General features: G+C 70.9%; 20 protein-coding genes and 1 tRNA gene. 10 read left to right on the top strand and 11 right to left on the bottom strand.

Annotated elements, in window-relative coordinates; all coding sequences use genetic code 11:
* Positions 1-79: 79 nt before the first annotated feature.
* Positions 80-2,086, top strand: coding sequence for a hypothetical protein (locus ACFY3D_RS24435; RefSeq protein WP_389982943.1), 2,007 nt, complete (start codon positions 80-82; stop codon positions 2,084-2,086).
* Between the two features lie 71 nt (positions 2,087-2,157).
* On the opposite strand, the gene ACFY3D_RS24430 is transcribed toward ACFY3D_RS24435, so the two are convergent.
* A complete protein-coding gene (locus ACFY3D_RS24430) occupies positions 2,158-3,627 on the bottom strand; it encodes a helix-turn-helix domain-containing protein (RefSeq protein WP_389778032.1) in 1,470 nt (489 codons plus the stop codon).
* A 408-nt stretch (positions 3,628-4,035) separates the two neighbouring features.
* Between ACFY3D_RS24430 and aceA the strand changes: the two genes are divergently transcribed.
* A complete protein-coding gene (gene aceA / locus ACFY3D_RS24425) occupies positions 4,036-5,328 on the top strand; it encodes an isocitrate lyase (protein ID WP_389982939.1) in 1,293 nt (430 codons plus the stop codon).
* Positions 5,329-5,572: 244 nt separating this feature from the next.
* Here aceA and mihF read toward each other — a convergent pair whose 3' ends face one another.
* Entirely contained in the window at positions 5,573-5,881 is a 309-nt protein-coding gene (gene mihF / locus ACFY3D_RS24420; RefSeq protein ID WP_329083125.1) for an integration host factor, actinobacterial type, read from the bottom strand.
* Between the two features lie 163 nt (positions 5,882-6,044).
* Here mihF and ACFY3D_RS24415 point away from each other — a divergent pair, with 163 nt between their 5' ends.
* Positions 6,045-6,218 carry a hypothetical protein gene (locus tag ACFY3D_RS24415; RefSeq protein WP_350949100.1) on the top strand — a complete coding sequence of 58 codons (174 nt, stop codon included), beginning with the start codon at positions 6,045-6,047 and terminating at the stop codon, positions 6,216-6,218.
* A gap of 395 nt (positions 6,219-6,613) precedes the next feature.
* A complete protein-coding gene (locus ACFY3D_RS24410) occupies positions 6,614-6,901 on the top strand; it encodes an HU family DNA-binding protein (protein ID WP_030909250.1) in 288 nt (95 codons plus the stop codon).
* A 229-nt stretch (positions 6,902-7,130) separates the two neighbouring features.
* Here the strand turns inward: ACFY3D_RS24410 and ACFY3D_RS24405 are convergent.
* From ACFY3D_RS24405 to ACFY3D_RS24385, 5 genes are all read right to left on the bottom strand, one after another.
* Positions 7,131-7,263 (bottom strand) — tRNA-OTHER (locus tag ACFY3D_RS24405).
* 124 nt (positions 7,264-7,387) lie between these two features.
* A complete protein-coding gene (locus ACFY3D_RS24400; protein WP_350949102.1) occupies positions 7,388-8,122 on the bottom strand; it encodes a hypothetical protein in 735 nt (244 codons plus the stop codon).
* Between the two features lie 51 nt (positions 8,123-8,173).
* On the bottom strand, positions 8,174-9,004 hold the full coding sequence (locus ACFY3D_RS24395; RefSeq protein ID WP_389982936.1) for an ABC transporter ATP-binding protein: 831 nt from the start codon (positions 9,002-9,004) through the stop codon (positions 8,174-8,176).
* Positions 9,005-9,088: 84 nt separating this feature from the next.
* On the bottom strand, positions 9,089-10,744 hold the full coding sequence (locus ACFY3D_RS24390) for a protein kinase (protein WP_389982933.1): 1,656 nt from the start codon (positions 10,742-10,744) through the stop codon (positions 9,089-9,091).
* Between the two features lie 243 nt (positions 10,745-10,987).
* Entirely contained in the window at positions 10,988-12,136 is a 1,149-nt protein-coding gene (locus ACFY3D_RS24385) for an alpha/beta hydrolase (protein ID WP_389982930.1), read from the bottom strand.
* A gap of 729 nt (positions 12,137-12,865) precedes the next feature.
* Here ACFY3D_RS24385 and ACFY3D_RS24380 point away from each other — a divergent pair.
* Positions 12,866-13,696, top strand: a complete 831-nt coding sequence (locus ACFY3D_RS24380; RefSeq protein WP_389982927.1) for a helix-turn-helix transcriptional regulator — start codon at positions 12,866-12,868, stop codon at positions 13,694-13,696.
* A gap of 59 nt (positions 13,697-13,755) precedes the next feature.
* Positions 13,756-15,204: an ATP-binding protein gene (locus ACFY3D_RS24375; protein ID WP_389982924.1), complete on the top strand. Its 1,449-nt coding sequence runs from the start codon at positions 13,756-13,758 to the stop codon at positions 15,202-15,204.
* A gap of 12 nt (positions 15,205-15,216) precedes the next feature.
* On the opposite strand, the gene ACFY3D_RS24370 is transcribed toward ACFY3D_RS24375, so the two are convergent.
* Entirely contained in the window at positions 15,217-15,690 is a 474-nt protein-coding gene (locus ACFY3D_RS24370) for a hypothetical protein (protein ID WP_350949110.1), read from the bottom strand.
* Between the two features lie 130 nt (positions 15,691-15,820).
* On the opposite strand from ACFY3D_RS24370, the gene ACFY3D_RS24365 reads away from it, so the two are divergent.
* Positions 15,821-16,345 carry an MFS transporter gene (locus ACFY3D_RS24365; protein WP_389982921.1) on the top strand — a complete coding sequence of 175 codons (525 nt, stop codon included), beginning with the start codon at positions 15,821-15,823 and terminating at the stop codon, positions 16,343-16,345.
* Positions 16,346-16,396: 51 nt separating this feature from the next.
* Positions 16,397-17,137, top strand: a complete 741-nt coding sequence (locus tag ACFY3D_RS24360; RefSeq protein WP_389982918.1) for a YcnI family protein — start codon at positions 16,397-16,399, stop codon at positions 17,135-17,137.
* A 226-nt stretch (positions 17,138-17,363) separates the two neighbouring features.
* On the opposite strand, the gene ACFY3D_RS24355 is transcribed toward ACFY3D_RS24360, so the two are convergent.
* The 3 genes from ACFY3D_RS24355 to ACFY3D_RS24345 form a co-directional block, all read right to left on the bottom strand.
* Positions 17,364-18,245, bottom strand: a complete 882-nt coding sequence (locus ACFY3D_RS24355) for an ABC transporter permease (protein WP_389982915.1) — start codon at positions 18,243-18,245, stop codon at positions 17,364-17,366.
* The gene (locus ACFY3D_RS24350; RefSeq protein ID WP_389982912.1) at positions 18,232-19,317 is read right to left on the bottom strand and encodes an ATP-binding cassette domain-containing protein; all 1,086 of its coding nucleotides are present in this window, start codon (positions 19,315-19,317) and stop codon (positions 18,232-18,234) included. Before ACFY3D_RS24350 ends, ACFY3D_RS24355 begins: the two co-directional genes overlap by 14 nt.
* Positions 19,318-19,531: 214 nt before the next feature.
* The gene (locus ACFY3D_RS24345; RefSeq protein ID WP_389982909.1) at positions 19,532-20,728 is read right to left on the bottom strand and encodes an outer membrane lipoprotein carrier protein LolA; all 1,197 of its coding nucleotides are present in this window, start codon (positions 20,726-20,728) and stop codon (positions 19,532-19,534) included.
* Between the two features lie 161 nt (positions 20,729-20,889).
* Here ACFY3D_RS24345 and ACFY3D_RS24340 point away from each other — a divergent pair, with 161 nt between their 5' ends.
* Both ACFY3D_RS24340 and ACFY3D_RS24335 read left to right on the top strand, forming a co-directional pair.
* Complete coding sequence (locus ACFY3D_RS24340) at positions 20,890-21,564, top strand: response regulator transcription factor (protein WP_350949200.1); 675 nt, start codon at positions 20,890-20,892, stop codon at positions 21,562-21,564.
* Entirely contained in the window at positions 21,554-23,143 is a 1,590-nt protein-coding gene (locus ACFY3D_RS24335) for a sensor histidine kinase (protein WP_389982906.1), read from the top strand. Before ACFY3D_RS24340 ends, ACFY3D_RS24335 begins: the two co-directional genes overlap by 11 nt.
* Positions 23,144-23,281: the final 138 nt, after the last annotated feature.

Below are 23,281 nucleotides of genomic sequence, written 5' to 3'. Positions count from 1 at the left end.
TGATTCCAGACACCTACCGGCTCCCGTCTCCGCCACGCAGGTGGGAAGATCAGTCCAGTCCGGAACGAGGGGGGACGGAATGAACCCGGTAGCCGTGATGCGGGCGGCGCGCGGCGTCCGCGACGAGCTCGACAGCCTGATGGGGGGCGCCTCCGACGAGCTTCGTGACCGGCTGGATCCGCTGCTCGCCGAGGCGGGCAGCCGGCCCTCCGACCAGCTGGCGGACGCGGTCATCAGGCTCGTCGCCGAGTACGGCCCCGCCTGGGACCGGCTCACCGCGCTGCTGAGCCTGGAGCGGGGCGTCACCCCCGAGCAGGTGATTCCCCTGCTCTCCCGGCGGCCGGGCGCCGAGCCGGGCTCGCCCGGAGGCGGGAGCGGTCTCGGCTTTCCGCCGGTCGGTGCGGGCCCCGCCCCGTCCTCCTGGGGTGCGGCGCCCCCGAACGGCACGGACCCCTCCGGCTGGGAGCCGATCGACGCTCCGGCGACCGGTGCCTACACTCCCGCCTGGCTGCTCCCCGACATGGGTGGGCAGAGGCGTCCCGCTCCGGGGTCAGGGCAGACGTCCGGAGAGGATCCGCCACCGTTCCTCGAAGCGCCGCGGACATCCTCGGAGCCACCGCCCCCGACGCCTCAGGCACCGTCACCGCAGGTCCCCGCGCCGCAGCCCCCGGCGGCGGCGTCGACGGCCGCGCCCGCGGCCGCGGCACCGGGTCCCGCGGAGAGCCGGGGCCCCTCGGTTCTCGACCGGCTGACCGGGGCCTTCCGCAGGCGGCGCAAGGAGACACAACCTCCGGCACCGGGGCCCGGCTGGGAGGTGATCCCGCTCATCGAGGCTCCCGCGGAGGTGGTCGCGGGCTGGAGCTCGGAGGTGACGGTCGGCGTCGCCCCAGGCCAGGGGCAGGACGGCACCGCGACACCGCGCGAGCCGATCGACCTGGACATCCAGATCGTCGCCGAGGGCTTCGACGCACCCGGCGGCCGGCGGGTGCGGCTGCGTGCCGACAAGACGTCACCGTACCCACGGGCCGTGGTCGACCTCGTCGCCCTGGCTCAGGAGGAGCCCGAAGCCGCCCGGCAGATCCAGGTGACCTACTCCGTACGCGGCCAGGTGGTCGGGTTCGGCCTGCGTGCGGTCACGGTCCACGGTTCGCCCGGCGCCCTCGGCGGACACGAGGCGCTGGAGCCGGTCTCGGGCACCCGCATCCGTCCCGCCCTCGTGGGAGAACCCGCCGACGTCACGGCGATCATCGTCCACGGTGACAGGCCGGGACTGCTGTGGTGGACCTACCAGTCACCGCACTTCGTCACCCCGGACCAGGCCGAGCCCTGCGACCTCGGCACCCGGGCCTCGGAGTTCGGCCGGCAGCTGACCGATCGGGGCCGTCTCTCCGAGGAACTGGGGCGGGAGGTCGGCTCGCGCGTGCCCTGGGGTTTCTGGGAGCTGCTGTACGCGGTGGCCGGCCGGGTCGCGCCGCGCCGCCCGAACGTGCTCATCCTCTCCCAGGAGCCGCACGTTCCCTGGGAGCTGGCCGTGCTCGAGCAGCCGTACGATCCCTCCCTGCCCCCTTACCTGGGCTGCCAGCTGGCGACCGGCCGCTGGCCCCTCGGCGGGCGGCGTCCCGAGCTGCCCCCTCCCGTGCACGCGCGGGCCGACCGCGTCGCGGTGGTGTACGGCGAGGCGCAGGCACATCCGCTGGTGACGGAGTACGGCGCCACGCAGGTCTCCCCCGCGCTCGGCGACGTCCTGGGCGTGCTCAGGCAGGGGCCCGACATCGTCCACTTCACGGACGGCGGGTCCGCCTCCGAGGCGCTGGACTACGAGCTGGCGGGTGCCCCGTTCGTCTTCCTGGAGGAGCCGGGGGACGCCCAGGCGTTCCTGCTCGCGGGCGCGAGCGGGGTCGTCGCCCCGCTCTGGCCCGCGGGCGGCGGCCTGGCGCCGGAGTTCTATCGGCGCTGCTTCGCCGGTGAGCCCCCGGCCGAGGTGCTGCGCTCCATGCGCGGGCAGGCTCCCGACAGCGCGGGTGCCTACCGGTTCCACGGCCACCCGTCCCTGACGCTGCGCCGGACGGCCCCGCCCACGGGGTGACCGCCGCCGGCTCGCGACATGGGTCCCTGTGGCGGGGATCCTCATCGGGCTCGGAGGGCGCCCCGCGCGTCTCACCCCGCGGCGTGGCGCTCCAGGAACGTGTAGACGTCGGCCTCGTCCACCCCCGGGAAGGATCCGGGGGGCAGCGCGGCCAGGACGTGGGAGTTGCCACGGGCCGAGGGCCAGGCGTACCCCTCCCAGCGCTGGGTCAGCTCGGCGGGCGGGCGGCGGCAGCACTCGCCGGTGGGGCAGCCCGATCTGGTGCGGGTGGTGGTCTCCCTGCCACGGAACCAGCGCGACTCCCGATAGGGAACGCCGAGGGTGATGGCGAAGTCACGCTCGCGTGAGATGTCGACGTGCGCGAGACAGAAGTAGGTGCCGGTGGGCGAGTCGGAGTACTGGTAGTGGACGGAGAAGCGGTCGGGTGACAGGAAGACCTGGCGCCCCGACCACTGCAGGCACATGCGCTGGCCTTCGATCGCGCCCTGCTCGTCGGCGGGAAAGACGATGCCGTCGTTCTCGTACGCCTTGTAGATGATCCCGTCGGCGTTGTTGCGGACGAAGTGGCAGACCAGGTCGAGGAAATTGGTGGCCAGGTTGGTGAAGCGGTGCGCGGCCATCTCGTAGGAGACGGCGAACACGTCGCGCAGGTCCTCCACGCTCAGCGCGCGGTCCTTCTTCGCCTCCCGCAGGTACGGCACGGCGGCGGCCTCGGGCACCAGGACGGCGGCGGCGAAGTAGTTGGCCTCGGTTCGCTGGCGCAGGAAGTCGGCGAAGTCGCGGGGCCTGTGGTGGCCGAGGGAGAGATGACCGAGGGTCTGCAGCAGGATCGTGCGCGGGGTGTGCATGCCGACCTGTTCGTGCTTGACGTAGATGCGCCGGTTGCGCAGGTCGGAGATGGAGCGCACGGTGCGCGGCAGGTCCTGGACCGTCTGGACGGTGTAGCCGAAGTGGCTGACCAACGCCTGGACGGTGCTCTGCGACAGCGCGCCCGAGCGGTAGCCGACCGCGGCGAGCGCCTCGGCGGCGGCCTGCTCGATCTCCGCGAAGTAGTTGCCCTGCTCACGCTGCTTGCGGCGGAGTTCGGCGTTGGCCGCGCGGGCCTCCTCGGGGGTGGCGGTCCCCCTTGCCTGGCGTGAGCGCAACTCCTCGTAGAGGCCGAGGATGTGTTCGAGCACGTCGTTGGGGACGCGGGCGGAGATCTTCAGCCTGGCCAGGCCGAGCCCGGCGTACAGGGGGTCGCGCTGCGCCTCCTCCAGCGCCATCTCCAGCTGGGCCCGCCGGTTGGGTGCCTGCCTGCGGAGCAGTTCCTCGACCGGCACGTTGAGCGCGGCGGCCAGCGACTTCAGCAGCGACAGCTTCGGCTCGCGCTTGCCGTTCTCCAGCAGGGAGAGCTGGCTGGGCGCGCGGCTCACGCGTTCGCCCAGGTCGGAAAGGGTGAGGCCACGCTGCTTCCGCAGGTGTCTCAGCCGCTGGCCGAACGCGATGAGATCGAGCTCCTGCGTCAAGGAAAGCGGTTCTTCACCGACCAAAGATGCCATGACTCGATGCTAAACGAAATTTCCGAGGAAATTTCGCCCCCGGCAGGTCGCGGAGCGGGCATCGCCGCACCCGCGCCCGGAGCCGCCGGAGTCCCCCCTCGCGTCGACGCCACCCGGAGCCGCGACCGTCGAGCCCTCGCCACGGCCCGGAACCGGCGACCGCGATCACCGGGTTCCGGCGCCGGAGCTCGCGCGCGTCCCCGGTGGAGGGCATGCGCACACCCGATCCCGGCACAAGAATTGGTCTAGTCCATAGAGAAAACTATTAACTTCTTCTCCCCCGAATACCAGCGAGTATTGATCTAAGGAGAATAATTTCTAGTTTTTCGTCCGACTCGACCTTGTTTGACCGTTTCGTCGGAGCACACACTCGAAGTAGGCCACCCAGGGGACGAAAAGGAGTCACCGATGAACGATCGCCTCAAGGGAGCCGCAGACGAGCTGCGGCACGAGTGGGAGACCAGCCCTCGCTGGAAGGGGACCGAGCGGACCTACACGGCCGAGGACGTGGTTCGACTCCGAGGTTCCGTCCAGGAGGAGCACACCCTCGCCCGGCTCGGCGCCGAGCGGCTGTGGGACCTGCTGAACAGCGAAGAGTACGTGCACGCCCTGGGCGCGCTCACCGGCAACCAGGCCGTGCAGCAGGTCAAGGCCGGGCTCAAGGCCATCTACCTGTCCGGCTGGCAGGTCGCCGCCGACGCCAACCTCGGCGGCCAGACCTACCCCGACCAGAGCCTCTACCCGGCCAACTCGGTCCCCGCCGTCGTGCGGCGTATCAACAACGCGCTGCTGCGCGCCGACCAGATCACCTGGTCGGAGGGCGACCGGGACGCGCCGCACTGGCTCGCGCCGATCGTGGCCGACGCCGAGGCCGGCTTCGGAGGCGTGCTGAACGCCTTCGAGCTGATGAAGGGCATGATCACCGCGGGTGCCGCCGGGGTGCACTGGGAGGACCAGCTCGCCTCGGAGAAGAAGTGCGGCCACCTCGGCGGCAAGGTGCTCGTCCCCACCGGCCAGCACATCAAGACCCTCAGCGCCGCCCGCCTCGCGGCGGACGTGCTGGGCGTGCCGACCCTGATCATCGCGCGGACCGACGCTCAGGCCGCGACCCTGCTCACCACCGACGTCGACCCCCGCGACCAGGCGTTCACCACCGGCGACCGCACCGCGGAGGGCTTCTACCGGGTCCGTAACGGCGTGGGCGCCTGCATCGCCCGCGGCCTGGCCTACGCGCCCCACTCCGACCTGCTCTGGATGGAGACCTCCACCCCCGACCTGGACGTGGCCCGCGAGTTCGCCGAGGCGATCAAGGCCGAGTACCCCGACCAGATGCTGTCCTACAACTGCTCGCCCTCGTTCAACTGGAAGAAGCACCTGGACGACTCCACCATCGCCAAGTTCCAGCGGGAACTCGGTCACATGGGCTACAAGTTCCAGTTCATCACGCTGGCGGGCTTCCACTCACTGAACCACTCGATGTTCGACCTCGCCCGGGGGTACGCCGAGGAGGGCATGACCTCCTACGTCGAGCTCCAGGAGGCCGAGTTCGCCTCCGAGGCACGCGGCTACACCGCCACCCGCCATCAGCGCGAGGTCGGCACCGGATACTTCGACCTGGTCAGCACGGCCATCGCGCCGGACTCCTCCACCACGGCCCTGAAGGGATCGACGGAGGAGCAGCAGTTCGCAGAGGCTCACTGACTCTCCGGACCGAGCTCGCCGGCGACCTCCAGGGCATGGGAGGTCCCCCGAGACGGGCTCGACGACCAGGTCGTCGATCGATCGAAGGGCCCCGCCGCACGGACTTCCCCCGAGTCCGTGCGGCGGGGCCCTCCCGTCTTACCGCCCGTCCCACGTCCGCGACCTGGGGTATCCCGTTCGGCCGCCCGCCGTTCCCGGGAGTCCTCCTCACGGGAACGGCGGGCGGCGGCCGGTCGGGGACATCTCAGCGGCCGACGGCCTCGATGAGCTTGCGGCGCTGCTGGGTACCGAGACCTCCCAGCCGACGCGCCTCGTCCACGTCGGCCTGCTCCATCAGCTGCGCGGCCTTGACCGTTCCGACACCGGGCAGGGCGCGAAGGGCCTGGGACACCTTGATGCGCTTGGCGATGTCGTCCTCACGGCCAAGCAGTTGCTCCAGGCTGAGCGCGCCGTTCTTGACCTCGGCGAGAAGCTTGGCGCGAGCTGTGCGGGTCTCGGCGGCCTTGACCAGGGCGGCCTGACGCTGTTCGGGGGTGAGCTTGGGCAAAGCCATGGTGTTTTCTCCCTGATGACGGTAATTCCAGGGTCCTGCTACCCAAAGCCACCCGGTTAATCATCGGAGGACATACAGATAGATCCCCGATATACGTACTGCGCATCACGATATGCCTGTTTGGTTACCCCGCTCTTACCTGGTTCTCCGTAGCCTCGGGCTCATGGGTATCTGGCGAAGCCCTCAGGGCATCGAGGTTGAGGCGATCGTGGTCCACGACGGCCCCTGCCTGTTGGTCAGCCGCCGGATCGACGGACGGCGGGTCCTCGTGGCGTACTGCATGAGCATCCGCGAGGTCGGAGAGCACGTCGACCTGGCGGAGCTGGTTCCGGCGTAGACGGATCCCCGCGCATGCCGGCGATCGAAGTCGGATCAGGTTCGAGTCTTGTTCGGTACGCCTGTCAACTTCCGAGACCACTGGGACGTCAAGTAGTCAGGGAGGCTCGATGGATGTTCTGATCGGCCTCGTTGACGAAGATCTCCTCCTGGAGCTCATCCTCGTCGAGGCACTGCACACGGAGGCGGAACGGCTGGCCGCCCAGCCCGAACGCTGAACGAGGACGGGTGCCCGCCGCCTGAAACGGCGGGCACCCGCGCGGCGAGCGGGTCAACAGGTCGCAGGGGCGGTACCTTCGCGGCCCGGTTCACCGGGGAGGCATCCCGCTCCCCCGACCGGTGCGAGTGGAGAACGGGGCTCGATTCACCCGGTGGTGATGGCGTTAACTGTTCCCTATGAACAAGCGCGAGCTGATCGAGAAGGCCGCCGCCGAGGCCGGGCTCACCCGGAGGCAGACGGCCGCGGCTCTCGACGCGATCCTGGGGACGATCCAGACGGCCGTGGCGGCCGAGGACAAGGTGGCGATTCCCGGGTTCGGGTCCTTCGAGATCGTCCACAAGCCCGCACGGACCGGACGCAACCCGCAGACCGGGGAACCGCTGGAGATCGCGGAGACCTGGACGGCGAAGTTCAAGCCCAGCCCGGGGTTCATGGGCCTGATCCGCCAGCGCAAGAAGGACTGACCTTCCCGGACCCTACGCACCGACCGGCCTCCTCGTGCCCGCGCAGACCGTCCGGGGCCTCACCCGAGACGTGGGCGGAGCCAAGGGCGACATCGGGAGGACGGCGGCCCCCGGGGAAGTATCCATTCCCCGAGGGCCTGGAGTGCCGCCATGTCGGGGCACCGGCACGTTTAAGGACCCGGGTCACTCATGATGAGGTCGCACTCTGCCGTTAAGTTATGGGCGCATGTGGAGCACCCAGCGGGATTCGAACCCGCACTCGACCTCGTCGCCCGCATCCGTTCGATCCGGCGCCCGGCGGCGAATGCTGAATCTGGAGCGAGAGTCTGAGCGTGAGCGGCTGCCTCTGCCAGTTGGGCCATCCCGGCTCGACGGTGCCGGGAGAGGGACTCGAACCCCCACTGTGACCGCGTGTCAGTCTGACGGTTCAGTTTCAGCTTTCGCGCTTTCGCGCATCCCCGTGCTCCAACGGGGAGTCCTGTGATCTTACCCGAGAACGTAGCCCAGCACCTTCTCACCGACGCGCTGGTAGGTGATCTCGGTGCCGTTCGCCTCCTCACGGGCGAACTTCACCGCGTTCTGCAGCCTGCCGACCCGCTCCAGGAGCTCGTTCACCCGCTTCTGGGGCACGGCTCCCGAGAAGGTGACCTTGGTCCAGAAGCCGACGACGATGTCCTCGTGGTAGACCTCGACCTGGGCCGGATGCTTGTCGGTCGCCTCCGCCTTGACGTGGTTGCGGGGCACCTTCTTGGTACGGGTCGTCTTGACCGGCTCGGTCCGCCAGCAGTCGGTCGACTGGTCCAGCGTCCACGCCTCGGCGGCGTCCAGGACGGGCAGCTTGGCGATGAAGGTGTGCAGGTCGACCAGCTGCTTCTCCAGGAACAGCAGGTAGGTGACGGGCACGTCCTCCAGGAGGGTGGAGCCGTCGACCTTGATGTCGGCCCTCGCCGAGCAGTTGGCCCAGTCCTTGGTGGCGGTGACGTCGAACAGCCGGGTGAGCGCGGCGCCCACCTGCTTGAGCAGATCCTCACCCTGCACCTGCACCCGGGTCGACTCCGGGGGCAGTTGCTCGCCCTCGTCGTCGATGGGCTGGTAGGTCCGTGAGAGACCCGACAGCAGGGCGTTCTTCTGGATCGTGTGGTAAGCGTCGGTCACCTTGCGCTGGGTGTCGGACTTGACGCCCTTCTCCACGGCGAGGATCTGGTTCAACTTGGTCGCCATGGGTGACACCGTAGCGGGAAGATCACCCGCATAACACCGCTTTTCCGCAGATCACCCCGCGCGGTACCCGCCGCGGACCGCGCGGGCGGCCCAGCGGCCGTCGAAGTGGTCGACGCGCAGCGGACGCCCGAAGCACTCGGAAAGGTTCTCCGCGGTCAGGATCTCCGCCACCGGACCGCCCACCTGGACGCGGGCGTCGCGCATCAGCAGGGCGTGGGTCGTGGTGGCCGGGACCTCCTCCAGGTGGTGGGTGACGGTGACCGTGGTCAGCGCCGGGCGGACCTCCGCCAGGTCCTCCACCGCGGTGATCAGATCCTCGCGGGCGGGCAGGTCCAGCCCGGCGAACGGCTCGTCGAGCAGCAGGATCACCGGCTCGGACATCAGCGCCCTGGCGACGCGGACGCGGGCGCGCTCCCCCTGGGAGCAGACACGGAAAGGCCGGTCCGCGAGGTCCTTGCAGCCCAGGTCGGCGAGCAGGTGGTAGGCGCGCTCGTGCTCGGCGGGGCCGTAGCGGTCCCAGAGCGGGGCACTGGTCCCGGTGTGGCCGGTCAGCACGACGGTGTGGGCGGTGGCCCCCTCCTCCTCCAGCAGTTCCTCGTCGACGAGCCGCTGGCTGGCCGCGACGAGACCGATGTGGCGGCGCAGCTCGCGAAGGTCGACCCGGCCCAGCCGCTGGCCGAGCACGGTGACGGCCCCCTCGGTGGGGTGGCGCACGGCGGCGGCCAACGAGAGCAGCGTGGTCTTTCCCGCCCCGTTGGGGCCGAGCACCACCCAGTGCTCTCCGTATCCGACCCGCCAGTCGATGCCTTCCAGCAGGGTACGGCCGACCACCCGGACCCCGACGCCGCTCAACTCCACCGCACCGGACACAGGCTCGCCCATCGGTATCCCCCTCCGCGTCGATTCGCGGCGCTCACTTTAACCGATGCACCGATACCTTCCCGTCCATCGCCCGCAAAGCGGGTCTCAGCCCATCTGTATGGACGGGCCCGGGGTGGGGTGCGGAGTGATGGTCGTCCCCGAGGGGGCGGGGACGGTGGGGGTCGGGATCGGGCTCTCACCGTCGCCCGTCTGCGGGATCTGGGTGAAGGAGGGCTTGGTGCCGCCCGAGGGCCTGGGATCGTCCGAGGCCGTCGGGCAGTCCCTCGCCCTGCCCTTGCCCCTGGCGGTCGTGTCCGCGCAGTCGCGCGGGTCGTCGCCGTCGTCGGGCGAGTCGCCGGAGCCACCGGGGCCGCGCGGGCGTTCGGGCGCCGGTTCCCGCCGTCCGTCGCTGCCGTCGTAGCTCGTGGTGGGCGGTGAGACGGTCCTGGTGGTGGTGATCTCCACAGTGGAGGGGGTGGTCGGCGTCCGGTCCCGCGGCGTGCCGGGGGGTGGGCGGGTGGCGGCGTGGAAGATGGAAGCCGTGGGAGTGCCCTCGGCGGGGAGAACCAGCGGCACCGACTCGGGGACATCGAAGCCGCCGTCCGAACCGGAACCGCCACCACCGGTCGCCGCGGCCACGGTGACCGCCGCCATGGAGACCGTGGCGAGCGCCGCGAAGCCGGCCTGCGCCAGGTGCGCACCCTTGCGCGCGGCCCTGCGGGCCCTCTTGCCGGAGATCTCCACCGGGACCGAGGGCTCGTCATGCGTACGGAAGGGCGGGGAGGACCGGGCGAACGCGTGCGACAGACGCGACGACGGCGACTGCGGTGATGGCGGGGCCTCAAGCCGCACCCTCCCGGCTCCCGGGGTGCGGGGCACCGGTGTCCAGATCTCCGCCAGCACCTCCGCGACCGCCTCGCGCAGGTCCCAGGGATCGCCCACGCCGCCCGCGGCGAGCAGCGCTCCGAGCAGGTCGGCCGCACCGGGTCGTTCCGCGGGGTTCTTGTCCAGGGACGCCTCGACGGCCGGGCGTAGCAGGGCGGGAACCGAGGCCACCCTCGGCGGCTCGACCAGGATGCGCCGGGTCAGCGTGTCCGCCTCCCCCGCGCCGAAGGGGTGGTGGCCGCCGGCGGCGTAGGCGATCAGGCAGCCCCAGGCGAAGACGTCGGAGGCGGGCATCGCGAGCCCTCCGGTGAGCCGTTCGGGGGCGACCCAGCCTGGGCTGCCCATGACCTGCCCGGCCTGCGTGTGCGCGGCGAGCACGTCGACGTCCCTCGCGATACCGAAGTCGATCACCCGGGGACCGGTGTCCGACAGCAGCACGTTGCCGGGCTTGAGGTCGCGGTGGACCAGCCCCGCCTCGTGCACCGCCACCAGCGCGGCGGCCACCCCCAGGGCGACACCGTACGCCAGATCGGGGGTGAGGGGGCCGTACGCGGAGACCACCTGGGAGAGCGCGGGGCCGGGAACGTACTCCGACACCAGGTAGGGACGGTTCCCGTCGATGCCGTCCTCGATCACCGCGGCGGTACAGAAAGGCACCACTCTTCGGGAGAATCGCACTTCTTCCGCGAAACGGGCGCGGAGCGTGGCATCGTTGAGATGCACCGGATGCGGCGTCTTGAGCGCCACCACCCCACCCTGCGGATGCTCGGCCAGATAGACGATGCCCATCCCACCCACCCCGAGGCGGCCGAGCAGAAGGTAGCGGCCGATGCCGATCGGGTCTCCGACGGTCAGCGGCCGCACACCGGTCGGCATGCCGTTTCCAGGACCTGCTCCCCCACGTGCCATCCTCGTTGAGCCTCTCGTGCGCGGGCTACCGGCAAGCACACTGTGGCGGGATTCGAGCGTCCTTCGCCCCCGACCGGCCAGAAGGGGTATGAGAGGTAAGGCGAATGATCCCTCAGGGTAAGAAATCCGTGGTGTGCGGGATGCCCTTGGGACGTGGTGGAACGGTGTGACCAGCGCGGAAGGCCCGCGGCCTGTCGCGGGCGCCGCGTCTCAGGCGGCGGCGGATCCGGAGCGTCCTGGGCGTCCTGGGCGCCCCGGAGGCACTGCTCGCTCGCGGAGCGCCGGAGCGGTGTCCTCGGGAGTGAGATCCGGCGCGGAAAGGTCGGGAACGGAAAGCCCCGACGGGAGAAGGTCCGGTACGGAGAGATCCGACGCGGTGAGGTCCGGCATCGCGCGCCTCCGCTTCGAGCCGTCAAGGACGGGCGGGAGGTCCTGGGCCGCGTCGAGGAAGCGGGCGATGTGCGGATACACCTCGCGGGCCTCGGGGACGACGTCGGCGAGGATGGGGAAGACGTGCGGCATGCGGGGCCACTCCTCGTACGTGACCGGCACCCCCGCGGTGCGGGCCCGCTCGGCCACGCGGCGGCCCTCGTCGCGCAGGACCTCGGTGGAGCCGGTGACGACCATCAGCGGGGGCAGGCCGGTGTAGTCGCCGAGGACCGGGGAGAGCAGGGGGTCGTGGGGGTCGAGGCCCGCGGTCCAGCGGCGGGCGAGCCAGTCGACGCGACCGGCCGGGATCATCGGGTCGAGCAGCCGGTTGACCTTGCGGGGCGCGCCGGTGAGATCCGCCCACGGGGAGAGGCACACGGCGGCGGACGGCAGCGGCATCTCCCGGTCTCGGAGCGCCAGGAGCGTGGCGAGGGTGAGGTGGCCTCCGGCGGAATCCCCGCTGAAGACGACGTCGGCGGGGTCGTACCCGTTCTCCAGGAGACATTGGTAGGCGGCGATCGCGTCCTCAAGGGCCTCGGCCGGCCGGTGGACGGGCCCCTGGCGGTAGTCGACCGCCAGTACGGGGCGCCGGGTCGCGGCCGCCAGGCGCCAGGTGATCGGCCGGTGGGTCACCGGGGAGCAGGCGAAGTAGCCTCCGCCGTGGAAGTAGAGCAGGACCTTGTCCTCGTCGAGTTCCTCCCCGGCGCGTACCCACTCCCCCGGGCACGGTCCCGCCTCGTCGGGGGTGACGGTGACGTGGACGGGCAGGCGGAACGGCACCCTGCCCGCCAGCGCGACGATGCGGGAGGCCGCGGCGAAGCCGACGTCGTTCCTCAGCAGTAGGTCGGAGATGGGCTTGAAGGTGCCACGCATGATCACGTTGAGGGCTGCGGCCTGCCAGCTGAAGGGATAGGCCGGACTGACGTCCATATCGATCTCATCGTGCATGGGGGACCTCCAAAAAAGGACATTCCCCCCAGAATGGGCTTCTATCGGCGATTGAACATATCGAGAAGATTACAACTACGTATCACGCAAGTACACGTCACCCTGGCGTCACATCCGCACACCGACCGTAATCACGCCTGCGACCCCGACCCGAATCGGCTCGCCGGTCGACCTCCGCCACCCTTCGCCTCACAGAGCCACCAAGGCGGGGACGGCGACCCCCGCCACACCGGCGTTCGACGAGACCGCGAACGACCTGGACGCGGCCGGCGAAACCCTCCGGACGTCGACTTCCCGACCACCTCGATGTCGACCAGGACAGCGAAGCTTGGCGACCGAGATGCATACTACGAAGTCCCGCCGAGTTAAATGTGATGTTTGTCACAAGATAATGATCATCGCAGGTCGTGGGACAGCTCCTGGTGAGCCCTTGAAGCACTCTTGACCGGAACGGTCTCCCCATATGTGGACCCGGCTTTCCGGCGGCACCCACCACCCTCCCTTTGCCGCCGAAATCCCTTGCGCGTAGCCACAAACCTCTCAGGCGGAGGTCGACGAAACGGTCGGCCGATCATCGGCCCGAGGGTGGACGGCCATCGTGAACGATCTACCAAAAGCGGCTCTGAACAGGGATTCCCCCAAGGCGAGGGAAGCTTTCGTGGGAGTGATACTGCCACCTTGTCAAAGAGTTTCTGACATACCGTAAATGCCATGGACAGCGACAAGCTCCTAGGTGAGTTCCTGCGCGCCCGGCGCGAACTCATCGTCCCCGACCAGGTAGGGCTCCCCCAGTCGGGGTATCGGCGGACCCCGGGGCTGCGCCGGGAAGAGGTGGCGATGCTGGCCGGGGTCAGCACCGACTACTACATCCGCCTGGAGCAGGGAAGGGAGCGTCACCCCTCCGATCGAGTGCTCCACGCTCTCGCCCGGGTCCTCGACCTCGGTCCCGACGCCACGGCGCACCTGCACGAGCTGGCGCACCCCCGGCCGCGACGGCTGGAGAACGCGGGCCTGCCGGACCAGGTCAGACCGGAGCTGCTGCGGCTGATACGAAGCTGGCCCCGTACCCCGGCGATCGTGACCAGCCGCCGGATGGACGTGCTGGCCGCCAACCAGATGGGCGACGCCCTCTACGACCGGCTGGAGCACAGGGACAACCTACTCCGGTTGATCTTCCTGAACCCCTTTTCCCGCCTGTTCTACCGGGACTGGGAGGAGTCCGCCCGCTCCAAGGTGGCCCAGCTGCGCGCCGTCGCGGGCGCCGACCTCGACGATCCGTATCTGACCGAACTGATCGACGAACTCTCGTTCAAGAGCGCGGACTTCCGCAGCCTGTGGGCGCGCCACGACGTGTCCAGCGAGAGCCTCGCGACCAAACGCCTCCGCCACCCTGACGTCGGTGACCTGACACTCGCGTACGAGCTGTTCACCATCGGCGGCTCCCCCGGTCAGAATCTGATCGTCTTCCAGGCCGAACCCGGAAGCCCGTCCGCGCACGCCCTGGACCTGCTGGGCAGCCTCTCCACGCCGGCGTCGTCGTGAAAAACGCGGAGGGATCACGACTGCGCTCGATCCAGGCGCGATACACGATCATCACGACGATGGTGCTCCTCGTCATCCTCGCCGTGGTGGGGGCGAGCATCGACATGGCGATCCGCTACCGGCTCCAGGACGACGCCTTCGGCAACGCCGAGCAGGTCGCGAGCCAGTGGAGCGCGATGGCGAGGCTCGGCACCCTTCCCAATCCGATCCCCGTCTCGGCTCCGGTCGATCTCGTCCAGGTGGTGAACGCCAACGGCGTGGTCGTCAACTCCAACACGGGAGCGATGGGCATGGCGCCGATGAGCTCCTTCCGCCCTCCGCCCGACGACCGGTTCCAGCAGCTGACCGAGGGCCCTCTCATGGTCATGGCCATCCGGGTCTCCGCCGCGACCGACTCACCCGTCGTCTACGCGGGCCTCAGGGAGCCGGCGATCCTGCACAAGAACCACCTGGAGTACTTCATCAGCGCGGGTCTCCTCGTTCTCCTCGCCCTGGCCTCCTGGATGACCTGGTGTGTCGTGGGGCGGACGCTACGGCCTGTCGCGGCGATACGCGGGCGAATGTCCGAGATCACGGCGAGCGACCTGAGCCTGCGGGTGCCCGTCCCGCCGGGCGAGGACGAGCTCGCGCTCCTCGCCCGCACCGCCAACCAGACCCTGGCGCGGCTGGAGGAGGCCGTGGAACAACAGCGCCGTTTCGCCTCCACCGCCTCCCACGAGCTCAGGACCCCGATCACCGGGCTGCGCGTGCAACTGGAGGAGGCACTGCTCTATCCCGACGACACCGATCCTCGCGACACCATCCGGAGCGCGCTCACGACCAGCACCCGGCTGGAGGCGATCGTGAACGACCTGCTGCAGCTGGCCAGGCTGCGCGCCGCCGACCCCGCGCCGCAGGAGCCGATCGATCTCGGCGCCCTCGTGAAGGAGGAGGCGGCCCAGGGCACCGGGATGCCGATACGGGTCCAGGCCGCCGACGGAGTATGGGTCCGAGGCTCCCGAATCCAGCTGATCCGGGTGGTGGGCAACCTTCTGAGCAACGCGCGACGGCACGCCGACAGCCGCGTCGAGGTCTTCGTCGGCGTCGAGGACGGCGAGGCCGCCGTGGCCGTGGTCGACGACGGCGCCGGCATCGCGCCCGCCGATCGCGAGCGCGTCTTCGAACGCTTCACCCGCCTGGACGACGGGCGTCTGCGCGACTCCGGCGGCAGCGGGCTCGGCCTCGCCATCTCCCGCGACATCGCCCACGCCCATCGGGGAACCCTGCTGATCGAGGACTCGCCGCGAGGGGCGAGGTTCGTCCTGCGGCTACCGCTGTCGGACGCGCGGCCGCGCGGGAACGGCCCGCAGGCCACGTTCGACGACACGTCGAAGGCCCCACCACCGCCCGCCAGGAGTGCCACCGGCGAGAAGAACTCCGGCGAAGAGGGCACCTGCGAGAAGAACGACGGCGCGGAGGGCCGCTGCGCGGAGAACCCGGTCAGCCCGGCCGGGCACCACCGGCGGTGACAGGGGTCACGCTCATCGGACTTCTTCGTAGTCCTCCTCGTACTCCTCGTCGTCCCGGAACCGCGGTGCCCAGCGGGAGGGCATCAGCACCGGCAGGAAAAGCAGGATGCCGAGGAGTGCGTAGACGCCGCTGGTCAGCAACAGGCCCATGCCGCGACCGGCCTGCAGGAGCACCTCGTGGAAGGTCGGATCGTCCGGGACCAGGCCCATGGCACGCCTGACGTCCAGGGCGTAGACCACGGTCCAGGCGAGCAGGACAATCGACGGGACGAAGGCCGCCATCGGGGAGACACGACCGGCGACCACCAGTCCGACCAGGAGACCGATCCCGGCCATCACCCCGAGGGCGATCCAGGTCCTCGAACCGCTCTCCGCCGAGGGAACAGCCGCCAGGCTCGCCCCCGCCTCCTGCACGGCCCAGCCCGCACCGAAGAGGAGAACGGCCGACACGACCAGTCCGACCAACACCCCAGCGACGTGCCGCATCGCCATCACCTCGGCTCGAAGGAGCTGTCACGGTCGCGGCAACCATAGCGACAAAAACATTAAAACGGCAGACGCCCCGGAACGTGAGAATATGTGGGTCACCATGCGCGCTCGCCTCCCATTACGCCTCATGCGCGCGGCCGCTTTCTCGGCCGTCTGCCTGGCACTCGCCGTCCTCGGCCACGTGGCCGCGGGCGGTTCGGTGCCGGGGCCGTGGGCGGTGGCCGCGGCGGGCGCGTCGGTCACCGCGATGGCCACGCTGCTCGCGGGACGGGAGCGGTCGGCGGTGGCGATCGGTGCCGGGCTCGCCACCCTGCAGCTGTCGCTGCACGAGGTGTTCGCCCTCGGTGACGCCACCGGGATCTCGCTTCCGCATCCGCACGTCAGAGGGTTGGGCGAGAGCCTCGGCATGCTTGTCGCGCACCTCACCGCGACCCTCGTCACCGGCTGGTGGCTGGCCCGCGGCGAGAGTGCCCTGTGGGCGCTGCTTCGTTCGGCCGGGCGGCGTCTCGGCGCCATGTTCCCGCTGCTGCGGCCCCCGGCGGCCGTCGCCGCTCCGCCACGTCCCGCGTACGCCTCGGTCACGCCCGTTCTCCCGCGTGCCGTCCTCCGTCACTTCGTCAGCCGGCGCGGTCCTCCACTTCCCGCCGCCTGACTCGACCAAGGAAAACCCCAACCCCCCGAATTTTCGAAGTGGAGAACCTCCATGTCGCTCACGCATGCCTGCCGTCGACTCGCCGCCGTCACCGCCGGTGTCACCGCGCTCACCCTCGGCCTCGCCCTTCCCGCCCTCGCGCACGTCACCATCAATCCCGGCAGCGCCCAGCAGGGCGGTTTCACCAAGGTCGCCTTCCGGGTCCCGAACGAGCGCGACGACGCCTCGACGACCAAGCTCGAGGTGACCTTCCCCACCGACCACCCGCTGGCGTTCGTCTCGGTCAAGCCGGTGCCCGGCTGGGAGGTCAAGGTGGTCGAGGGCAAGCTCCCCAAACCGGTCACCACCGAGTACGGCGAGCTCACCGAGGCGGTCACGAAGGTCACCTGGTCGGGCGGAAAGATCGATCCCGGCCAGTTCCAGGAGTTCGAGGTGTCCATGGGAGCCCTGCCCACCGACACCGACCAGCTCGTCTTCCCCACCACCCAGACCTACAGCGGCGGCGAGGTCGTGAAGTGGGCGGACGAGCCCAAGGCCGACGGCTCCGAGCCCGAGCGCCCGGCCCCGACGCTGAAGCTCACGCCGGCCTCCGCCGAGGGAGACGGCCACGGCGCCGTCGCCTCCGCCACCCCCTCGGCCGCGGCCCCCGCGTCGGCACCCTCCGTGGCTCCCGCCGCCTCAGCCGAGAGCTCGGACGGCACCGCCCGCCTGCTCGGCGGGGCCGGGCTCGTACTCGGGATCGCCGGGCTCGTGGTCGGTGCTCTCGGCCTGCGCCGCGGGCGCGCCTCCTGAACATCCTTTGATCACCTTGTGATCGTCTTCTGGTCGCGCGCGGAACGGCCCCGGGAAGGCTTGGGTTCACGAGGTCGTCGCGACATCTCGATCTGAGGAGTCGCGACGCCCCCTTGAAACCGCCAGGAGCTTTCCGGGGCCGTTCCGCGTCCGTCCGCACCTTTCCCGGAGACCGGCGCGGGCCCCGACACGGAGGAGGCGACGGCGCCGTCCGAGATCAGGTGGATCAGGCGGTGATGTCCTTGCCGGTGAAGCGCGCCCAGGCGACGGAGCCGAAGACGACGACGTAGGCGGCGAAGACCAGCAGCCCCTGCCCCATCTCACCGGTGGCCACCGGATCTCGCAGGACACCGTCGAAGCCGCTCCACCAGTGGGTGAGCAGGTAGGGCTGGATCGCCGACAGCTGCGGGATGACCCCCAGCAGCTGGGACACGATGACGACGACCACGGTCGAGGCGATGGCGCCGACGGACACCTCGGTGAAGGTCGACAGCGCCAGCGCGACGGCGGCCAGCGCGGCCATGCCCGCGGTGACGTACAGCGCCACGACACCGATTCGCAGCACGCCGTCGAGGAAGGGGATCGTCCCTCCCGACAACAGCGTGATCGGCCCCGCGGGGAACAGCAGCAGGCCGACGAGCAGCGCGGACAGCGCCACCGCGGCGACGGCGGCCAGGCAGAAGACGACCGCGCCGGCGTACTTGACGGCCAGCAGGCGGGTCCGGCCGGCCGGGGCCGCGAGCAGGTAGCGCAGCGTGCCGATGCCCGCCTCCCCCGCGATCGAGTCACCGGCGACGACCGCGACGGTGACCGGCAGCAACAGCTGCACCAGGACGGAGAACGCGGCGAAGGTGAGGAAGAGCCCGTTCCCCGCGACCTGTTCGAAGATCGCCGACCCGCCGCCGGCGCCTCCCTCTCCCCCCATGGACCCGCTGAACATCCGCAGCGCCGCCCCGATCAGCGCCGGGATCACGGCGAGCACGGCGAGCATCGCGATGTTCCTCGGCCGCCGGAAGATCAGGCCGATCTCCGAGCCGAGCAGCCGCAACCACGCCCGAGGGGCGCCCACCGCCCGCGCGAGCGGAGGGGCACCGCTAACCGTCGACATCGAATCCCTCCCCGGTCAGGCCCACGAACATGTCCTCAAGGCTCGGTCGCTGGACGGCGAGGCCGCGGACGGCGACGCCGTCGGCGACCAGGGCGGCGCACACCCGCTCCGCCGCGCCGCTCCCCAGCGCGGCGCCGACCTCACCGTCACCGAGGCGGATCTCCGCCAGGCCGAGCCCCGCCAGCACGGCCGCCGCCTCGACGGTGTCGGGGGTCTCCACCCGGATCCTCACCGTCTCCCGCGCGCGCAGATCGGCGATGGATCCCTGGGCGACGAGCCGCCCGGTTCGCATGACGGCGATGTGGGAGCACATCTGCTCCACCTCGGCGAGCAGGTGGGAGGAGACGAACACCGTCGTCCCCTCGGCGGCGATCTCCTTGACCAGGCCACGCACCTCGCGGGTGCCCTGCGGGTCCAGGCCGTTGGTCGGCTCGTCGAGGATGAGCAACTCCCTCGGGCCGAGCAGCGCGGCGGCGATGGCCAGCCGCTGGCGCATGCCGAGCGAGTAGGCGCGGTAGCGCTTGCCCGCCGCGGCGGCGAGGCCCACCCGTTCCAGCGCGTACCCGATCCTGGCCGAGACCGTGCGCGGATCCGCGAAGGGGTCGGCGGCGTCGTAGCGGCGCAGGTTGGCCTCGCCCGACAGGTAGGGGTAGAAGGCCGGGCCCTCGACGAGGGCGCCCACCCTCGGCAGCACGCCGCCCGCCGCCGAGGGCATCGGCGCGCCGAGCAACCGCCACTCCCCCGCCGTCGGGGCCACCAGACCGAGCAGCATACGAATCGTGGTGGTCTTTCCCGAGCCGTTGGGGCCGAGGAAGCCGAACACCGACCCGCCGGGTACGGCCAGGTCGAGGGCGTCCACGGCCACCTGACCACTTCCGAAGCGCTTGGTCAGCCCGCTGGTGACGATGGCGAGATCCCCGTCGGCGGCGGGACCCGGCACCGGTCTCTCGTCCGTCAGCACGGCGCCCCCGGCCACCCCGTCGTCCCTGACCTCGCCGGCTCCGCTCTCCGAGGTCTCGCCGCTCCGGTTCTCACCGTCCCCGCCGTTTCTCGCGTTCTGGACGATCGGCACTTCTCCCCCACTGCTCGTCGGTCGTGGGACGGCCGCGCGGCCGTCCCGTCTCATCTCACGCCCCGGACGTTCACGGGCCGCCGGATCCGCTTGATCTCCCGAACGCCCGCGTGGTCCGGAGGGCGTCCCCGGTTCACGCCCCCTGATCCCGCACACGGGATCGGAGGACGCCCGCCGGGAGCCGGGCGCGGACACCTGACTCCCGGCGTCGTGTTCACTTCCGACCGGCCGCTTCGGACAGCTTCTCCGGGGTGACGGCGCCGACCAGCAGGCGGCCGTCGTCGGTCAGCAGCGCGGAGACCAGCTTGGTCTGGACGACCTTGCCGCTGCCCCACGTGCCGCTGATCGGCTTGGCCGACTTCAGCAGGGCGTCGGTGATCGCGTCGGCGTCCTGTCCGACCGCGCCTTGTGAGGTCTCGTCCCGTGGTGCCGAGGTCAGCTTCCGCATCTCGGAGGCGGGGATCACCGCGACCGTGGTCCAGCCTTCGCCGACGATCTCGGCCTTGTTCCTGATCTCCTCACCTTCCCTGAGCTTCTCCCCCTGCCGCCCGCGCTCCTCGGCGAGCTCGCCGAGCGACGTCTCCTCGACCTTGGCGCCCGCGGGCGGGGTGAAGGTGAAGTTCTCCGCGGCGGGCGGGGAGAAGGTGACCGAGGTGAAGCCGATCTCGAAGGCGGGCTCGGCCGCGCTCCTGGCGTACACCTGGATCCGCAGCGGGACGAAGGTCTCCCCGTCCAGCGCCACCTTGACCTCCTTGACCAGGGAGGAGGCGTCCTTGGGCGCGAGGACGAGCTGGTAGGCCGCACGGTCGGCGACCTTCTCGGTGTTGGTCACACTGATCGCGGTGTCGTCCCCGGCCTTCTCCAGCAGCTGCCGGGCGAACTGCTGCGGTGTGGCCGCCGTGGGCAGCGCGCTGCGTGCGGCGCCGTCGGCCGGCCCCCCGTGCCCGAGGCCCTCGGCGTCCTTCGCCTCCCCCACCTTGATACGGGTGGCCTTGTTCGCGTCGCTCTGCCACATCCACACCTGGTCGCCGTTGACGATCAGGTTGGTCTCGCTCATCCGCCCCGGGAGGGCGAAGCGGACCTTGTCCTCACCGCCGTACCAGACCTTGAGCTCGTGCGAGCCCGCGAGCAGGCCCGCGGGCGAGGATCCCCCCATGCCCGCCACGTCGGGCAGCCCCGGCAACCCGAGTGAGGCGGTCTGCACGACGGTGCCCGACATGGGTTTGAGCCCGGTCTGGCTCGCCTGGACGGCGTCGGCCAGCAGCTGCTCGGCGGTGCGCTCGGGCAGCGCGGGGTCCCCCTGGACGGCGGCGATGACCGGTCCGGCTCCGATGGCTCCGGCGACCACCGCGATCGCGGCGACCGGTACCGCCCACCTCACCGCGCGCCCCCGTCTCGCTTGCTCAGACATCTCATTCCTCCACGGTATGCCGTCAATCCCTGTCAGCAGCAGCCTGCGCGACGGGGCCTGTGCCGAAGCTGAGACAGACTGAGAAGGCTCACAGGCTTCTCAGCCGCCTCTCAGGCCGGGTGGTCGAGGATGGGCACGTCGGGACGGTGAAAGGGGCAGTCATGCGGGTTCTCGTCGTCGAGGACGAGCGGAGGATGGCCGCCGCCCTGCGGCGTGGCCTGCAGGCCGAAGGGTTCGTGGTCGACCTCGCGCACGACGGGGAGGACGGCCTGCACCAGGCGAGACACGGCGACTACGACGTGGTGGTGCTGGACATCATGCTGCCCAGGATCTCCGGCTACAACGTCTGCAAGCAGCTGCGGGCCGAGGAGAACTGGGTTCCGATCCTCATGCTGTCGGCCAAGGACGGCGAGTACGACATGGCCGACGGGCTCGACCTCGGCGCCGACGACTACCTGACCAAGCCGTTCTCGTACGTGGTGCTGGTGGCCAGGCTGAGGGCGCTGCTGCGGCGCGGGGCGAGCCGGCGCCCGGCCGTGCTGAGGGCCGGAGACCTGGAGCTCGACCCGGCTCGGCGGCGCGTCACCAGGGGGGAGACGCCGGTGGAGCTGACGCCCAGGGAGTTCGCGCTGCTGGAGTTCCTGCTCCGCCACCACGACGAGGTGGTCTCCAAGACGGAGATCCTGGAGCATGTCTGGGACACCTTCGACACCGATCCCAACGTGGTGGAGGTCTACGTCGGCTACCTGCGGCGCAAGATCGACGTGCCGTTCTCCCGGAACGCGCTGCAGACGGTACGGGGAGCGGGATACCGGCTGGCCGGCGATGGCGGCTGATCCGGCGCACCGGGATTTCGGGGACCCACCCGCCAAGGCGGGCACGGGCTCCCACACCGGCACGGGCCCGCACGGAGGAGGGCGCGCGGTCGGCCGGTGGCGGCGCAAGAGCCTGCGCTTCCGGCTGACGGCGGTCGCCTCGGCCGTGCTGGCGGTGGCGCTGGTGGTCTCGGCCTACGTGATGATCACCGTGCTCGGCAACGCGCTGCGGGACACCATCGACGAGTCGATCTACCAGCGGGCCAGGGACACGGTCTCGCTCGCCGACGCCGGACGGCTGCCCGACGAGATGACCTCGCCGGACGGCACTCTCCTGCAGGTGATCGACGGCGCGGGGCGGATCACCCACACGACCACCGGCACCGACAGGCTGGTGCCGCTGCTGGACGCGGAACAGCGGGCGGCGGCGATCGGCGAGGGCGAGGCGCGGTTCCTGGACGGCAAGCCGTACGGCATCCCGCACCTGCTCCGCGTCCGGGTGCTCAGCGCCGACCGGGGGCAGACGGTGATCGCGGCGCGTTCCTTCAGCGAGGTGCAGACCAGCATCTCCACGGCGGGGAACGTGCTGATCGTCGGCACGCCACTGCTGCTGGTCCTGCTCGCGGCGGCGAGCTGGGTGATCATCGGCGGGACCCTGAGGCCGATCGCGGCGCTGCGCCGGGGTGCGGACGAGATCACCGACACCGCCCGCTCGCGTCGCCTGCCGGTGCCCGAGGCGCGCGACGAGGTGCACAGTCTGGCCACGACGCTGAACGCGATGCTGGCCCGGCTGGAGAAGGCGGGCATCCGGCAGCAGGCCCTGGTCTCGGACGCGGCGCACGAGCTGCGCAGCCCGCTGGCGAGCATCCGGCTCCAGTTGGAGGTGGCTCTCGGCCACCCCGAGGGGCAGGACTGGCGGGAGACGGCCGAGGGCGTGCTCGAGGACACCATGCGCCTGTCCCGGCTGGCCGAGGACCTGCTCTCGCTCGCCCGCCTGGACGAGCGCGGCGGCACGCCCGCGCGGGGGGAGCCGGTGGAGCTGGACCAGCTCGTCCCGCAGACCGTCGAACGGTACGGCGAGGCCGTCACGGTGAGGATCATCGGCGACCCGGACGGTGCGCCCGAGAGCGGCCCCGCCCCGGCCGGCGGCGCGGTCGTCGACGCGACCGGCGACGCGACCGGGGGCGTGTCCGGCGGCGGCGCAGGCACGCCGGAGAACGGGGCCCGCGACGCCGGCGGCGCGGTGGAGAGCAGGTCGATCACGGTCACCGGGGACGCGCTGGACCTGGGCCGGGTGCTCGTCAACCTGGTCGACAACGCGCTGCGGCACACCTTCGCCCCCGTGGTGGTCGAGCTGCGGACCGAGGGGGCCGACGCGGTGCTGACCGTCACCGACGACGGGCCGGGCATCCCCGAGGCCGACCGGGAGCGGGTGTTCGACCGGTTCACCCGGCTGGACAGCTCACGCAGCCGCGACGAGGGCGGAGCCGGGCTGGGCCTGGCCATCGTGCGCGAGACGGTCCACGCCCACGGCGGCGCGGTCCATCTGGAGGACGCCTCCCCGGGTCTTCGCGCGGTCGTACGGCTTCCGCTGTCCTGATCGAGGCCGTTGGATCACCCGCTCGGCCGGGCGACGGGCCTCCGTCGTATCCCCCGTACGGGTCGATTCGTGTGATGCTGGCATTTTCCCGGCGGCCCTCGCGGGCCGTTCCCTTCCGGCCCGCGCGAGCCGTACCCC

It is taken from the genome of Streptosporangium sp. NPDC000509 (assembly GCF_042898365.1).
In the GTDB taxonomy this organism is placed as follows: domain Bacteria; phylum Actinomycetota; class Actinomycetes; order Streptosporangiales; family Streptosporangiaceae; genus Streptosporangium.
The sequence above is the reverse complement of the archived record's forward strand: the minus strand, read 5'-3'. Positions and strand labels throughout refer to the sequence as shown.

Coding starts and splice junctions, on each gene's coding strand:
- ACFY3D_RS24375 (WP_389982924.1), top strand. CDS start 13,756: ATGGTGCTCCTCGTCATCCTCGCCGTGGTGGGGGCGAGCATCGACATG.
- ACFY3D_RS24400 (WP_350949102.1), bottom strand. CDS start 8,122: ATGGCGACCAAGTTGAACCAGATCCTCGCCGTGGAGAAGGGCGTCAAG.
- ACFY3D_RS24345 (WP_389982909.1), bottom strand. CDS start 20,728: ATGTCTGAGCAAGCGAGACGGGGGCGCGCGGTGAGGTGGGCGGTACCG.
- ACFY3D_RS24435 (WP_389982943.1), top strand. CDS start 80: ATGAACCCGGTAGCCGTGATGCGGGCGGCGCGCGGCGTCCGCGACGAG.
- ACFY3D_RS24430 (WP_389778032.1), bottom strand. CDS start 3,627: ATGGCATCTTTGGTCGGTGAAGAACCGCTTTCCTTGACGCAGGAGCTC.
- ACFY3D_RS24355 (WP_389982915.1), bottom strand. CDS start 18,245: ATGTCGACGGTTAGCGGTGCCCCTCCGCTCGCGCGGGCGGTGGGCGCC.
- ACFY3D_RS24410 (WP_030909250.1), top strand. CDS start 6,614: ATGAACAAGCGCGAGCTGATCGAGAAGGCCGCCGCCGAGGCCGGGCTC.
- ACFY3D_RS24335 (WP_389982906.1), top strand. CDS start 21,554: ATGGCGGCTGATCCGGCGCACCGGGATTTCGGGGACCCACCCGCCAAG.
- ACFY3D_RS24365 (WP_389982921.1), top strand. CDS start 15,821: ATGCGCGCGGCCGCTTTCTCGGCCGTCTGCCTGGCACTCGCCGTCCTC.
- ACFY3D_RS24370 (WP_350949110.1), bottom strand. CDS start 15,690: ATGCGGCACGTCGCTGGGGTGTTGGTCGGACTGGTCGTGTCGGCCGTT.
- ACFY3D_RS24395 (WP_389982936.1), bottom strand. CDS start 9,004: ATGGGCGAGCCTGTGTCCGGTGCGGTGGAGTTGAGCGGCGTCGGGGTC.
- ACFY3D_RS24340 (WP_350949200.1), top strand. CDS start 20,890: ATGCGGGTTCTCGTCGTCGAGGACGAGCGGAGGATGGCCGCCGCCCTG.
- ACFY3D_RS24415 (WP_350949100.1), top strand. CDS start 6,045: ATGGGTATCTGGCGAAGCCCTCAGGGCATCGAGGTTGAGGCGATCGTG.
- ACFY3D_RS24390 (WP_389982933.1), bottom strand. CDS start 10,744: ATGCCGACCGGTGTGCGGCCGCTGACCGTCGGAGACCCGATCGGCATC.
- mihF (WP_329083125.1), bottom strand. CDS start 5,881: ATGGCTTTGCCCAAGCTCACCCCCGAACAGCGTCAGGCCGCCCTGGTC.
- ACFY3D_RS24385 (WP_389982930.1), bottom strand. CDS start 12,136: ATGGACGTCAGTCCGGCCTATCCCTTCAGCTGGCAGGCCGCAGCCCTC.
- ACFY3D_RS24380 (WP_389982927.1), top strand. CDS start 12,866: ATGGACAGCGACAAGCTCCTAGGTGAGTTCCTGCGCGCCCGGCGCGAA.
- ACFY3D_RS24360 (WP_389982918.1), top strand. CDS start 16,397: ATGTCGCTCACGCATGCCTGCCGTCGACTCGCCGCCGTCACCGCCGGT.
- aceA (WP_389982939.1), top strand. CDS start 4,036: ATGAACGATCGCCTCAAGGGAGCCGCAGACGAGCTGCGGCACGAGTGG.